This is a genomic window from Burkholderia sp. b14 (assembly GCF_900156195.1).
Taxonomy (GTDB): domain Bacteria; phylum Pseudomonadota; class Gammaproteobacteria; order Burkholderiales; family Burkholderiaceae; genus Mycetohabitans.
Genome location: NZ_FTPJ01000001.1, coordinates 20,286 through 36,047 on the forward strand (window position 1 = coordinate 20,286; position 15,762 = coordinate 36,047).

Below are 15,762 nucleotides of genomic sequence, written 5' to 3' on the forward strand. Positions count from 1 at the left end.
CGGCGGCTTTTTTAGTTGACGTCAGACAGACGGCCATTTACGCCCTGGAATGCCTTCGCCGGATGCTTACGGTCAATCGAACACGGTCGCCGGTTTTGTACATGCGTGCACTTCGCATATTGGCAAACGGGTAAAAAGCACTAGACGCTTAAGCGTCGGCGTCAGAGCACTGCAGGCCACGCCTGAGCCAGCATAGGAGCTTACCGAAGTAGAGTAGGCATCTCGCGTGGCTAGCATGGATCGTTCAAGCCGCCTTGATGAGCCCCTGGCTAAGCGAATAAGCTGCTTTATCACATCACTGTCAGCCAATTTCTTACTATGAAATGACAACAAGTGTTTAAGTTTTGGGCAATGTATTCGTACACTGAAGTTGTGGCTTGCAGCGGCTATGAGGTATGGTGTAGCAAAGCGACTCGTGGGGCATTCGCTATAAATCAAGGCAATAAGTTGGATTCACAATCTATCTACCATTGGGAGCGTCAAAAAATGGCGAATGATGTGTACCAAAACCACAAGACCCGGTGTGCAGCTCCCCTTTTTTCCTCCTGGTTAGCTGAACCGATTGTACAGGCATTGAAGTTGCCCGGTTTCCTCTCTTAGCATTATCTCTTTTTCACTCTAGCTGGCTAGGCAAGGCGACGCGTGTAATGCTGTGACGCATGCGTGTCAATAAGGGTGCACGTTTCCCGTGTTGATGTGAAAAAACACGGTTTTAACACTCTACCGGAGAAGCACAAATGGGCATCGCATCGCTCCGCTGCGCGCACCGATTGAGACATAATCAACTCCCTTTTTGTACGCTGCCTGATCCATGAAGGAGTATTGCTCGACAGCGTACGCAAGCGGCTATGTAGTCCCAGCATGCCACTGCGCGCTACAGCGCTTTGATGCCAAGCAACTCACGTTACCCCAGCCGGAACTTTATTGCTATTGAAAGGACAAGATATCATGCAAGACGTTACCCCTGCCGAACCTGTTCAAACTATCAGCAAAATTAAAGAAAAGTTTAAAAATTTTAATATAAAAGATGGTTATATTTCTGTGTTTGATATTGTTAACGTTACCAAATCGAAATTTATTAACGATCACAGCGAAAATAGTGATGAGGCAGGGCAATTGTACGATTTAGCGATGGGATATGCCACCGAAATCGCCAAAAAATTTCGACAACAACGTTTGCATAATGACGATCCGATTAACCACGCCGGAATCACAGGCTCGCATAAAACAAAGAGTGAAAGCCCGACGTATCTTCGGTTATTTAACGAAAATTGGTCAGGATTTTGCCAAAGTGGTGAGATTAATGCGCATGATTCTCCGGTGGCCTATCTGACTGACCTTTATAAATTTTCACTGAAGTTGGATGAATCAAATAAAAATGCAAGTAAATATAAGATAAACGAACGCCGTTCCGATTTAAAAAACATAAAATTGAATGACACTGCCTTTCGCCTATCTGCCCCCGCACTATCGATTGTCAATCGTGTGCTTCGAGAAGCAATAAAAAAATCGGAAGAAGAGGAACAGGATACATCTATAAAAGATAGACAGAAAAAAAGCGGAGGAGCTACAGGAGACAATGAAATATATCAAAAACTATCAGACAGCTGTTACCCTTTAACGCTACCATATCATCACGCGTATCAGCGAATCGAGTTGGGGCTAAAGCAGAAAAAGGTATCGCTGTCAGAAGTTACCCAGCAAATGGATGCAGCCTATCCTTATTTTATTAATGCAAATACAGTGTCAGGTGACGCGGTGCGCGCATTGCAACAAAATTGTGGATTGAACCCTAGTCTACAAGCATTTTTAATTGATAGATCCGCACACTCTCTATCCCAAATTTACGGTAGCGGAGCAGATACTAATAATTTGAAAAATGTGTCGGAGTTCACTATTCGAACTAGTGTAACGGCATCGGAAGTCGAAGAAATTTTATGCCTGAAAGGCGTATATGATGGTAAAGGCTGCGCTGCAACCTCAAAAAACTATGGGGCTTTGTTTATCCATAAAGCAGATGCGGAACTAACCCAAGCAGCAGCGGACTCAATCATCCTAACAGGAAATGGAGCGAGTCGAACGTTCTCAGTTGCTGACCAGGGGAAGCCGGATAGCAGCGAACAAATCAGTGAAGAGACGTTAGTTCGGCTCAATCAACTCATCCGCCTGCAGCATGCTTTGAAGCTGCCGTATGACCAGCTCGATTGGTTGATCGTGTCTATCATGCGGGCTGAGAAAAATAATAGTTTAGAATTGACCTCCAATACGCTCCGCGCGCTTGGAGTGTTTCGGTATTTTCAAAATACATATCAGGTCACACCAGAAGTTTTTTCGGCATTAGTCTATCAGATCACTCAGTATGCAGTCGGATCAGATATTCCATTTTTGGATCGAATCTTTAACCATCCACCATTATTTGAGACACCATTTGCAATCGATTGTGCAATAGAAATAGACCTCGATACAAAGGATGCTGTACAGACAACGATAGTCAAACAACTTTGTGCGGGGCTCGGAGTTGATCTAGTGACTTTCAAAAAGCTTGTCGAATGTGTTAAAACATCACAAAAAAATTCGATTTGCTCGTTGCCAATTGTTTCAGCGTTGTATCGTATGGCCAAGCTTCCGCAGTTGTTGGGCCTGACCCCGCTTGACGGCGTCGCGTTATTGGAGCGGTTGGGCGGAGAGAACGCAATTTATCAATTTGCGGGTACACCAACCATCGCTGCATGGAATGAGAAAAGTAATAATCAAGCAGATGTGCTGTATTGGATGATGGCGTTGGCTCAAGCGGCACAGTGGTTGAAGGCACATCAGTTGTCTGTGCAAGAAATTAGCGCATTATTAGATGCACCGCCTAGTGATTTGTCGGCCAGTCCATCACACTTAGCATTTATCAATGATATTGGACGCCAGCTAGAAAAGATCCGGGCAGCGGACGATAAAAGTGCCTGTGTTCGGCAAGCGAGAGCTGTTATCGATGGTTTGTCTAGGATACTCAAAATAGAGCCGCCTTTTGTTTCGCTCTTATTAAAATGGATTGGACAAGATGAAGTTGCTTTTTCGCATAAAACACATGCATTATTTAAAGGGTTATCTGAAAAAAATGGGGATGTTTCTACACTTCCTGACTATGTAAGAAACCTTTATGATTTGGCGCGACATGCAGCAGTCGTGCATCGATTTAAATTAAGTGAGATGGCATTAAAAAATTTTATAGACAATCCACTCTGGTTCGGATGTCTAGATAATACCCTCAAACTTATCACACTATACAGGTTTGGCCGCTATACAGACTGGATCGCCTCAACGTCTCAGGATGAAGCTAATATATACGGTTACTTAAATTATGTAAAATTATTTAATAGTATCGAAGAAAGTGATAAATTAAAGACAGGAGCAATCAAAAAGCTTGCTGAATTGCTCACTTGGACGGAGACGGATGTTCGAGCTGCGACTGATAAATTGCCGAGCACATTAGCCGATATCGACCGGGTAAGGCGTTTGCAGGCATTGGTCATCCAAACCAGTATATCAGTGGACGGTTTAGCCAAAGCAGCGCAGCTCACGCATCATTCAAGTTATTCCAACTACCAAGCGGTCGGCGAACTGGTGATGTCAGCGATCCAGCAAGACGCAGATGCTAAAAAACAGGTAGCGTCACAGCATAGCGAAACTTTGCGCGACGCATTGGTGGCGTACTATTTAAGAGGCGGCGTGGCGCCCGACCACGTTAAAACAGTGGATGATTTATACGAGTACCTGTTGATTGACACCCAAGTGTCGAGCGAGGTGATGACCAGCGAAGTGGCCCAAGCGATTGCTAGCCTCCAGCAATACATCAATAGTGTGATGCTGCATCTGGAGCCAGGGCATGATACGCCACTGGAAGCGTACGACATTGAGTCGTGGACGAAGAACGAAAATCGCTACGCGCTGTGGGCGGCCAATCAACAGCTTCAGGATTATCCAGAGAATTACATTGATCCGACGCTTCGGCTTGGGAAAACGACGTTGTTTAAGGAGCTCGAAACCGAGATTAGCCAAAATAAGCTGAACGACGATACAGTCCAACAGGCGGTGGCTAAATATTTGAATAAATTTGAAGAGGTGAGCAATCTGAAGGTGATCAGTGGCTACGCTGATGGCCCCGACCCGACGGACTGTACTTATTATTTTATTGGTGAGAAAAACATTTCGCCAAAAGAATATTATTGGCGCTCAATGGATATTCGTAAGCGTAACAGTTTGAATCAAGTTAGTCCGACCGCATGGAGTGAATGGAAAAAAATTGACATGCCGGTTTCAGGCAATAGTAAGTCGGATACAAGCGATAGTAAATCGGTACCAAGTGAGATTATGTGTGTGCAACCAGTGGTGATGGGGAGACGGCTGTATGTAGTCTGGGTAGAGTACACTCCAAGACAGGAAATTAAAGTTAAAGAAAGCCAAGCAGAGGGGGCGGAACCCCAAAAAGTGGCAAAACCAGCAGAACGATCAAACAAAGAAAAAATTAGTGTGATGCTAATTTATAAAAAATATGATGGAAGATGGAGTGCTCCGCATACATTGCTAGAAAAAATTGGATTAAATAGAGAAAGTGTGCACCTGGCCGCTTTCTCTGGAAACTCAGAGAACAAAGATTATTTATATATTGAGTGGAACAAAAATAGTCACATTATATTAGATTGCATGCTTTCCAAAATTATCACTGAGGCCAAAGAAAACATTCCTTGGATTTTATCGTCAAACTTAAATCGACTCAATAATATAAAATATTCAAGCGCACTCAACTTTTCTCCGACAGCATCTCTTGGACTTTTTCAAAATACATTTAGTCCAAAACAAAGCGTTTTTGAGGTGGCAGAAAATGGGGATTGGCAGTTAAAAGTAGTTATTCAGCTACCATATTTTATTTTTGCGAATGCGCGAGGAAAAATCTCTGTCAAAAATGAAGAGCTTGGTTTGAAAAATTGCGAGTTGGGACAGGAAGATGAATTTACATGTATTGCAAGAAGAGTCGGAAAATTTACCTTTGAATTAAAACTGGATGGTTCTGGCTTACGTGGTCAACCAGAAGGGATTCATTATATATATATGGATCTCAATATAAATATTTTTGAAAAAATTAAAGATAAAAATCTAGGAATAGATTTAAAAAAACCATCTATTGTTTGCGACGAAGAAAAACATGTTCAATATATGGATTTTGGACTAGAAAATAGTTCAAATGGTACTGAGCAAGTTTTTCCGCCGGCACGGCTTACTTCATCATTTGGCAAGCAATTAATCGAGCGCGCTAGCATATCGATTGATACCGTGCTGGATCGCTCCACGCAAGAATTAAAAGTCGAACCGCCAATAAAAGGTGAGACCAGGTCGCAGCCGCTAGATTTTCATGGTGCGAACGGCTTATATCTGTGGGAGCTTTTTTTCCATTTACCGTTCCTTGTCGCGTATCGGCTCAATGCCGAACAACAATACGCGGAAGCACAACGCTGGCTGAAGCGCATCTTTGACCCTGCGGGAAAAAATGTAAATGGCACGCCCGATTACTGGCGCGTGCGCCCCCTCGTAGAGGATGGCCATGCGGGGAAACTGCTTGAGGGGCCTACGGACCCGGATGCGGTCGCGTATGCGGAGCCGGTGCATTACCGCAAAGCAGTTTTTCTTAAATATGTGCAGAATTTGATCGATTATGGCGATTACCTATATCGACAGGTCAGCACCGATAGCTTGAATGAAGCCAAGTTGTACTATTACCAAGCGCGTAATCTGATGGGCCCCCGCCCAGACATTCACTTGGCCAATAGTTGGACGCCTGTGACGTTAGAAGGAATACAATGCGATCAAAATAAAGCCTTGCGGAAATTTGAGAGTGGGACCGATGCACAGGGTATTACAAAGGAAATATTAGACAAGATGATGCTTGCGTCCGGCAAGCCGAATCCGACACTGCGTGCGCTGGATACGCCATTCAAGCTGCCGCTCAATAGTCAACTACTTGATTATTGGGAAAAATTGGACGGTCGCTTTTATAATTTGCGTCATAGCTTGACAATCGATGGCAAGCCATTGTCGTTGCCGCTGTATCCGGCGCCGATGAATCCAAGGGAGTTACTGGTACAACGGGCGCGCAGCGCGTCGGGGGAGGCAGGTGCGTTGAACGTAGCGCAAGTGATTCCCCCGTACCGTTTTCGTGTCCTGTTGCCACAGGCGGTCGCTGCGGTGGAGATGCTCATTTACTTTGGCAACACACTACTATCAGCGCTAGAACGCAAGGAACGCGCCGCGCAAGAGGAGCAACAGCAAACCCAACTGCTGCAGTTGTCCGATTACGCGCTCACGACACTGAAGGTGCAAGAACAGGCCATTGAAATCGCTCAAGCAGGCAAAGCAGCGCTCGAAAAAAGTAAAGAGGTTGCCAGCGAACGCGCTGCACATTATTCGAAGCTTGCACAAGAAAATATCTCCCAGGGTGAGCAACGGGCGATAGATCTGCACGTTGAGGTTGCCAGCCTGCATTCGGCTGCAGGACCGTTGCAGACGGTGGGCGGTGGGCTTAATATGATGCCCAATGTTTTTGGCTTTTCCGTAGGCGGGCAGCGTTGGGGGGCATTAGTTGAAGCCGCTGCTGGCGCCATGCAGATTGCCGCAATCGTTAAAGAAGCTGAAGTTATACGGCTGGACGCGAGCGAACAGTATCGTCGTCGCCAGGAAGAGTGGAAATTCCAGACAGACCAAGCCAAGGCGGAAGTCACTGCAATCTGTGCACAAATTGATACCCAGAACAAACAAATCGACGCGTCAAAAAAAGCGCTGCAGTATGCGCAAAAAGAGCATGCGCATATGCAAAAAATGTACGATTTCTTGAGTACACGCTTTACCCAGGCATCACTGTATCAATGGCTGGCCGACCAGCTATCGACCTTGTACTACCAGGCATACGATACGGTGCTGTCGCTGTGCTTAAGCGTTGAAAAATGCTGGCAGTATGAGCGCGGGAATTTTGACACGCATTTTATTCGCACCGACGCATGGAATAGCAGTTACCGTGGCCTGCTCGCTGGCGAGACGCTGAAACTGAATTTGCATCAAATGGAATCTGCGTATCTGCTGCATAACGAGCGGCGCTTGGAAATTACGAAGACTGTGTCACTTAAGAAATTATTGGCTGACGATAATGATAGCAAGTGGAGAAAAAAGATAAATGAAATTAATGGAAACGGAACACCCGGTCAAGGGACTGGTAAGTTGACGTTCGAGCTGGCCCAAGACCTGTTTGATAAAGATTATCCGAGTCATTATTTGAGACAAATCAAATGGATTTCTATTACATTGCCCACTGTGCTGGGGCCTTATCAGAACGTAAAAGCCGTGTTGACGCAAACGGGTAGCTGGACGCTGCTTAAACCGGATGCTGAATCGGTAAAAAAATTGCGAAAATGGGAAGGTGGCGGGCAAAATATTGTGGTTAATCTGCGTGCCAACCAGCAGATCGCGCTCTCGTCGGGCCTTAATGATAGTGGCGTCTTTGAGCTCAATTTCGGTGATGAACGGTATTTACCATTTGAGGGCACTGGCGCGGTTTCTAGGTGGGAGCTGGCCTTTCCGAACCATACATCCGATGAACAGCAGCAACTGCTCACTCGGCTGGACGATATCATCGTCCATGTGCATTACACGGCATTGGAAGGCGGAGCGGATTTTTCTAAAAAACTAGCAGACTTAGAAAAAGAAAAACCAACAACGAATAAGTCATCACCAAATTATTAAGGCTAAATCGATTGGCTGGCTCGGTGGGGAGCGGTGCAGCCGCGAGCGTGTCAGGCCAGCCATCTCTGAATCGTGCGCGTTTGCGTGCCGCGGGCCTACACGGTGTTCGGGGTCATGCTTGGCATTGCGTTGGATAAGAGTCCCTAAGAACGAGGTACAAATGAATTCAGCACAATCGGCTTCGGCATTGCCATTGCAAGTTCAAAGCGTTGCACTGCCTAAAGGCGGTGGCGCGATCACCGGCTTGCGAGAGGTGGCGAAAACGGATATGTACACTGGCTCACTGCAGTTCAGTTTGCCCCTGCGGGACAGCGCTTCGCTGCCGCCCGGGCCCTCGCGCTTTGCCAACAACGTGAAAAAAAACTTAAAAGTACATCAAAGAGTTAAGGGGGCGAATAATGCATAGACTTTCTTCTGGCGAGCTGACGCTCACCCCGCCGTCCCTGCCCAAAGGAGGCGGAGCCATTCAAGGCTTGGGTGAGTCCCTGAATCTAGGTGACCCCAGCGGCACCGCTTCGTTGACGCTGCCCTTGCCGATTTCTGCTGGCCGTGGCTACGCACCTGCATTGACCCTCGCGTACAGCAGCGGCAATGGCAATGGACCGTTTGGTGTTGGCTGGGACGCGGGGTTGAGCGCGATCCGCCGCCGCACCAGCCGAGGCGTGCCCCAATACGATGACACCGACATGTTCATTGGGCCGGACGGCGAAGTGCTGGAGCCGGAGCGGGATGCCTCTGGCGTTGTTCAGACCACGCCGCGTTCTACATTCCGAGGCAAAGTACTTAATGCGACCTTTAACGTCACACGTTATTATCCGCGTATCGAAGGGGCCTTTAACCGAATCGAACGATGGCAATGTCAAGGTGCTGACGATTTCTGGCTGATCCACGGCGCCGATGGCCAGTTGCACTGCTTGGGTAAAAATGCTCAAGCGCGCATCGCTGACGCCACTGAACCCGATGAGCGGATTGCCGAGTGGCTAATTGAAGAGTCGCTGTCGCCCACCGGTGAACATATTTGTTACGTGTATCAAAGCGCTCAATCGGCCGGGATCGTGGATAATGACGGACGCGATACCGAATCGAACCGGTACTTAACGCAGGTGCATTATGGCAACCAGACTGCCTATGATGGCTTATACACGTGGGCCGATTTATATCGCAACGAAGAAGACCAGCCAAAAGACAGTATCAACTGGCTCTTTACGCTAGCATTCGATTATGGCCAGCGTGGCATAGACGCACGTATTCCACCGTTGTTTGACGATAAAAGTCAACCCTGGCCACTTCGGCCAGATCCTTTTTCGCACTACCGCTATGGGTTTGAAGTGCGAACGCATTATTTATGCCGCCAGATATTGATGTTTCATCATTTTGAGTCGGAACTGGACGAGCCGAACACGCTGGTGAGCCGATTGTTGCTCGAATATGATGAAACGCCCATCATGAGTTGTTTGCAGGCCGCGCAGCGCTTGGCCTATGAGCCGCAAACATCTGCTTTACAAGAACTGCCGCCGCTGGAATTGGGCTACACGGCCTTTGCTCCTCTGCCTGCTGCGCCTGCGTGGCAGGCATGGCCGGTGCCAGAGGGACCGGATCAGTCCCCCTATCAGCTCGTGGACCTGTACGGTGAAGGACTGCCCGGCATCCTGTATCGGGTTGGCACCGACTGGCGCTATCGTCCGCCGGTGCGGGATGCTCAAAAGCCAAAGCAGCCCGATGCCGTCACTTATGATGCTTGGCAGTCTTTGCCGCAGGTGCCTGCGCTACAAGGGCAGCATGCGACGCTGATCGATATCAATGGCGATGGCCGGCTCGAATGGCTAGTGACATCCCCGGGCGGGCCGTTTGGCTATTACACGTTGGGTGCAGATCGCAACTGGTCAGCTTTTATACCACTCACGCAATGGCCAATTGAATACCTGCATCCGCAGGCGACACTGGCCGATTTGCATGGTGCAGGTCTGCCGGATTTGGCGATGATCGGGCCCAAAAGCGTGCGTCTGTATATCAACCAACGCACTGGATTTAGCACCGCCTGTACGACGCCACAGGATCACGCTGTTTCGCTACCGATTCGCGGGCGCGATGCGACCGAACTCGTTGCGTTCAGCGACGTGCTCGGCTCAGGCCAGGGGCATCTGGTTAGCGTGCGCCATGATCAGCTCACATGTTGGCCCAATCTAGGCAATGGTCGGTTCGGTGCGCCGTTGACTTTACGCAGCTCCCAACTGTTTGATGCAGAACAGATGTTTGATCCGCGCCGGGTCTTCCTGGTGGATGTAGATGGCTCAGGCGCGGCCGATCTTGTGTATGCACAACCGAACTGTCTGCGCCTATTCTTTAACGAGTCCGGCAATCGGTTTGCTGAGCCAATCGAGCTTAAATGGCCGAATGGCGTGCACTACGATGATCTGAGTCAGCTCAGCTTCGCCGATGTGACGGGCCAAGGCACCATTAGCGTGATTCTGAGCCAATTATACTCAGGACCCGATCTCGCACCGCAGCACTGGCGCTACGACTTCGCGCCAGCCAAGCCTTATTTGCTCAATGCGGTGGACAATAACCGAGGTGCCCAAACCACCTTTGAATATCGCAGCTCGGCGCAGGAATGGCTCGATGAAAAGCGGGAGCAAGAAAATGCGGTGCCCGGCTTGCCGTTTCCGGTGCAGGTTGTCTCGCGCATCATCCATACGGATGCGATCACCGGCAATCAATTGACGCAATGCCATCGCTATCGTAAAGGGGTCTATGATGGTCAAGAGCGGGAATTTCGCGGGTTCGGCTATGTGGAGAGTGTTGATAGCGCGCCCGCGTCAGCCGCGCACGGCAACGATGACGTGCAGCCGCCACCATTGCAGACTCGAAGCTGGTATTACACCGGGCAGCAAGACGATGAAAAGAGGCTGTATGGAGTGCCTTATGAGGACACCGCGGCTTTTCCGATGCGCACACCGTGGCTGACCCGCTTTGACGGTTGCCAAGATGTGGGTCCGGCCCCGTCTGCTGAGTCAACATGGTGGTTGTACCGGGCGCTGAAGGGCCACCTGTTGCGTCAAGAAGTCTACGGTCTGGGTCAAGCTGGCCACGCGATCACACCTTACAGCGTCAGCATATCGCGTTATCAAGTCAGAGAACAGCAGTCAGCACCGACGAGCGGGCAATCTTCGGCTGCGCCGGTTGCGTTGCCGTTGGCGCTGGAGCACACGACTTATACGTACGAGCGCATCGCGACGGATCCGGTGGTCAGCCAAAGCGTGCAACTGCAGTACGATGCGTACGGGTATCCGACCTGCAGCGTCACGATTCAGTATCCACGCCGATTACAGTCTATTGACTCGAACAACAATCCTTATGCTGACACAGCGCTGCCATCGATCAGCTTAAACAGCATTTTTGATCCGCAGCAACAGGTGTTGCGTCTGCAAGAGCACCGTAGTGCCTATCTGCATCAGGACAAGCCGGATACGTGGCGGATAGGGTTGCCACATCAAGCACGTCAAAATGCGCTGGCGTTTTCTTCAGCGCAGGTGCCGCCGGGCGGGCTGTATCGCGAGAACCTCGGTACCTTGCTGGGCGCTGATCAGCCGCGCGTGCTAATTGGCCAAAATGTGGTGCACTACACGCCGGGGCTGCCTGACATCGTCAAACTGGTTGCATATTATGAAACCGCAGTCCTGGACCAGGACTGCGTCAGAGCCTATGCGAACAGCCAGTTCGGCGAAACAATCGAAACGCTGTTGCAAGGGCAAGGCGGGTATTGCAAGGGCCAATACGTGCTGTCCGTGCCCGGCCAAGATGAAGCGCGGACAGCACCATTATGGGTCAGCCAACACAGCTTGACGACCTATACGCCACCCGCTCAATTCTATCGTCCGGTTACGCAGCAAAGCACGAAGCTCACTGGCGTTACCACGTACACCTACGATTGGTATAACTGCTGCCTGATTCAGACGAAAGATGCGCTGCAAAACGAGGTACAAGCTGAATACGACTATCGTTTTCTGGTTCCGAAAAGCATTATTGATATCAATAACAATGTTCATGAAGCGCAGTTTGATGCGCTGGGCCGGGTGATCGGCAGCACCTTCTATGGTGAAGAACTTGGCGAGCCGGATGGCTCGCAGCCCACTAAGGTCGGATTTGAATCGGTCTCGAAAGCACCCGTGTCGGCGGGCTGGACGGTGTCTGAGGCCATCGCTACTGCGTTAAAAAAAGAAGCACAGCAGTCCAAAGGTGCAGGTGAGCCAGCGCAATTACTGGCCGCGATCAGCCTGTACGATGCATTAAGCTGGATGGGCAACGCGTGTGAGTTGTCGATCAACGGGCAGAAGATTAAAGAGACGAACCTTTGGCAAATGCTCATAGCGCTGCGCTTTATCACCGTATCCGGCGCGGTGCGTGCCCGAGGCTGGCAATGGGCGGAGTCGGATGACGCTGTCGACGGACTGCCCGAGGACCTGCGCCGTGCATTAAAGGCTTTGCCACGTTGGGCCACTCATGGCGCGACATTAACAGCGGATACGTACTCGCCCATTAAGTCGCAGCCGAAGGTCAAGCAGCAAATCCATATCGCTGTCGCTTACACGGACGGCTTTGGGCGCGCGCTGCAAACTGCGACGCGCGTGCCAGCAGGCGATGCTTGGCAGCGGACAGCCGACGGTGAACTGGCCGTTGGGACAAATCCCAGAACTCCCGTTTGTGCGCCAGCCAACCCCCGCTGGAGCGTGACGGGCCGGATCGAATACAACAACAAAGGTCAGCCGATGCGTGTGTACCAGCCGTATTTTATAAACGATTGGCACTATGTGGCGGACCGCGCGCTGCGCGCCGGTGGTTATGCCGATACGCATTGCTATGACGCGCTGGGGCGCGAGGTGTGGGTCGTGACAGCGAAAGGCTATGAGCGGCGAAACCATTATTTTCCGTGGTTCACGATTGCCGAGGATGAAAACGATACCGGCGTTTTGCCAGCGCCAGAAGAGGAGCTACGCGATGCCTGAGACACTTCATAGTGGAACGCCGACGATTACAGTCACGGACAACCGCGGTTTGATGGTGCGCACCGTGCAATACAATCGTGAGAAGCTGGACAGCCCTCTGGATGAACGCATCACCGCAACGACTTATTCGCCAGCGGGTTTGGTGCAACGCCAGACAGACCCGCGCTTGTTCGCGCAATCCGATCCGTCGGTTGCCAATTTTAACTACGGCCACGATTTGCTGGGCCACACGTTGTGGACCCGTAGCGTTGATGCGGGCGAGCACTGGAGCGTGTTAAACAGTGAAGGGCAGCCAATCGCGCAACAAGATGCGCGTGGCACGGTGACTCGCACCAAATACGACGGCCTCGGGCGGCTCACGCAAGCCAGCGAACAGCTCACCGGTCATGACTCAATTGTGCTGACTCAATTAACTTATGGTGATGCTGATAATCACGACCCAGAGAAAAAAGCCGTCGCGCAGTGGGCCAATCTATGCGGTGTGGTGAGTCATCAGTATGACACGGCCGGGCTATTGACGACACCCGGCATGACCGTGACCGGCCAGCCGCAAGCGCAGCTTCGCCGCTTGCTCAAGGCGACACAAGGTGAGGCTGACTGGGGGGCGGCAATCCCCCCTGACCTGGAGATAGACGCCTACACAACAATTTGGACCTATAACGCACTGGGCCAGCCACTGACACAGACTGACGCGATGGGCAATGTGCAGCAGACAACTTATGATGTGGCAGGCCGACTCGCATCAGTTAAGTTGAAACAAAAACAGGCAATAAGCTTTAAAACGCTGCTCGCGTCGATTCAGTATAGCGCGCAAGGTCAAATCGAGCGCGAGGAGGCGGGCAATGGCGTGACGACAACCTACACGTATGATCCGAAAACGCATCACCTCAACAAGAGTGTGGCGCAAGACAAAAACGGTAAGACTCGGCAGCAGTTGGTGTACGAATATGATCCAGTCGGCAATATTTTAAGCATCGATGACCAGGCCAATGCCCCAGAATTTTTTTGCAACCAAAAAATTGAGGCCAAAGCCACATACGCATATGATGCATTGTACCAGCTGGTGCGTGCGACGGGACGAGAGCAAACTGACGCGCAGCAGTCCAGCCAATTGCCGCCGCTAATCCATCCCCCTCCGCTGGGCACACGAACTAATTACACTCGAACTTATACGTATGATCGAGGTGGTAATTTAATTGGTATCAGCGGTGAGCGGGGCAGTCATTTTAAGCAAACGATGAAGATTGCGCAGGGTAGTAACCGACTCTCAGCGGTCACGGGTTCAGGTCTACAAGCGGGCAATACTATCAGCAATCTGAAATATGATAGCAATGGCAATCCGGATGCGTTAGGCACTAAGGTACTGAAAGATCTGCAGTGGAATGGACGCAATCAATTGCGTCACGTGGTCATGCTTGAGCGCACGGGTGGAAAGCCAAACGATGAAGAGTGGTACCAATATGACGGCAATGGACAGCGGATTAGGAAAACCACGTCTACGTTAGCTAAGCAAGAAGACCAATCCCGACATACTGACGAAGTGATTTATTTGCCGGGGCTGCAATTGCGCCGACACTTTAACGTCAAAAAGGATGTTGCCGAGGAATTGCATATCGTCATCGCTCAGGCAGGTCGTGCTCAGGTACGCGTGCTGCATTGGAATAAAGGCCAACCAGATAAAATAGAAAACAATCAAATTCGCTATAGCCTCGATAATCATTTAGGCTCTAGTGTGATGGAGCTTGACCAAAAAGCGCAATTGCTGACGTATGAAGAATATTATCCGTATGGCGGCACGGCGGTGTGGGCGGCGAAAAGCGAGCTTAAAGCAAAATACAAAATCATTCGCTATTCAGGAAAAGAGCGCGATGCGACTGGGCTGTACTATTATGGCTTCCGGTATTACGCACCATGGATCGGACGGTGGCTTAATCCCGATCCGGCAGGAGCAATCGACGGCTTGAATTTGTTTCGGATGGTCATGAATAATCCAATTAAATTAAATGACAACGATGGGCTTTCCCCCTCCATAATAGCTCTATATGGATTTGGCCAGTACAGAATGAGACACTTTAATACAGAAGACGATAAAAATAAATACGTAACAATTGATGAATATAATTCAAATTTATGGATGAATGAAAATATGGGACTGAAGGGTTACTATGCTTCATTGAGCGCCATACGGGGCGATATAAACAAATTTAAACTCAATCGAGATGATATAGCAAAAAAAGCGGAAAATTATCCAGGATATAATAAAGAAACAAAAGATTTCTTCGAGTGCGCGCAAATTGAAAAAGCATACTCTTGGCTTGAACACCTGCAGAAAAATTACGAAAAAATTGACATCGCAAAAAAATCAACAGATTTATTTTATTTTGCGATCAAAAATAGTGAAGATATTCCCATGAAGAAAGAAAATGGTGAATTTGTTCTAAACTATAAACATGTTAGACATTTATATGGGCTTGCAAAAAAATTTTCAAATGCTGAAAATTATGACGAACTTATGGTAGGCATTGAAGCCAATGATAAAAAATTATTGGAGGGGATGGTAATGAAAGCGTTTTTTAGGGCGACTAGCAAACTTGGATTGGATTGGTTTATCGAAGGTGGCGCGGCAGAAAAGGTTATATTTACAAAAAGCAATTTTTCTGGTGAGGATGTTGAAGATGAATTTTATAAAAATCAGCCTTGGAAACTTGAAAAAGTGAGGGCGATGGATAAATCATGCAATGGAGAGATGACTGGGTATGCTGAAAATATTACCTATTCTGAAATAAGGTATGCACTTAAAAAATATACAAGTAATAATAAATTAGAATTCAGGAAAGCCAATTAGATAGATGGTATGAACGCCGCCCCCTTCAGGGAGCACAGGAGGGGGCTGCAATCAATGGATGAATATAAGCGGCTGGCCTGTTATCTTAGAGTCGCTAACGCAACCTGGACGTCAGGCCGTAAGGCGCGTATTCTAAGG

4 protein-coding genes are annotated in these 15,762 nt (G+C 49.2%); all 4 read left to right on the top strand.

Annotated elements, in window-relative coordinates; genetic code table 11:
- Positions 1-948 precede the first annotated feature (948 nt).
- The 4 genes from B0B13_RS00165 (at position 949) to B0B13_RS00180 (ending at position 15,624) form a co-directional block, all read left to right on the top strand.
- On the top strand, positions 949-7,776 hold the full coding sequence (locus B0B13_RS00165; protein ID WP_076793704.1) for a Tc toxin subunit A-related protein: 6,828 nt from the start codon (positions 949-951) through the stop codon (positions 7,774-7,776).
- Between the two features lie 160 nt (positions 7,777-7,936).
- Positions 7,937-8,182, top strand: coding sequence for a hypothetical protein (locus B0B13_RS00170; protein ID WP_076793706.1), 246 nt, complete (start codon positions 7,937-7,939; stop codon positions 8,180-8,182).
- Positions 8,175-12,779, top strand: a complete 4,605-nt coding sequence (locus B0B13_RS00175; RefSeq protein ID WP_076793707.1) for a SpvB/TcaC N-terminal domain-containing protein — start codon at positions 8,175-8,177, stop codon at positions 12,777-12,779. The genes B0B13_RS00170 and B0B13_RS00175 overlap by 8 nt, the downstream gene beginning before the upstream one ends.
- On the top strand, positions 12,772-15,624 hold the full coding sequence (locus B0B13_RS00180; protein ID WP_076793709.1) for an RHS repeat domain-containing protein: 2,853 nt from the start codon (positions 12,772-12,774) through the stop codon (positions 15,622-15,624). Before B0B13_RS00175 ends, B0B13_RS00180 begins: the two co-directional genes overlap by 8 nt.
- Positions 15,625-15,762 lie beyond the last annotated feature (138 nt).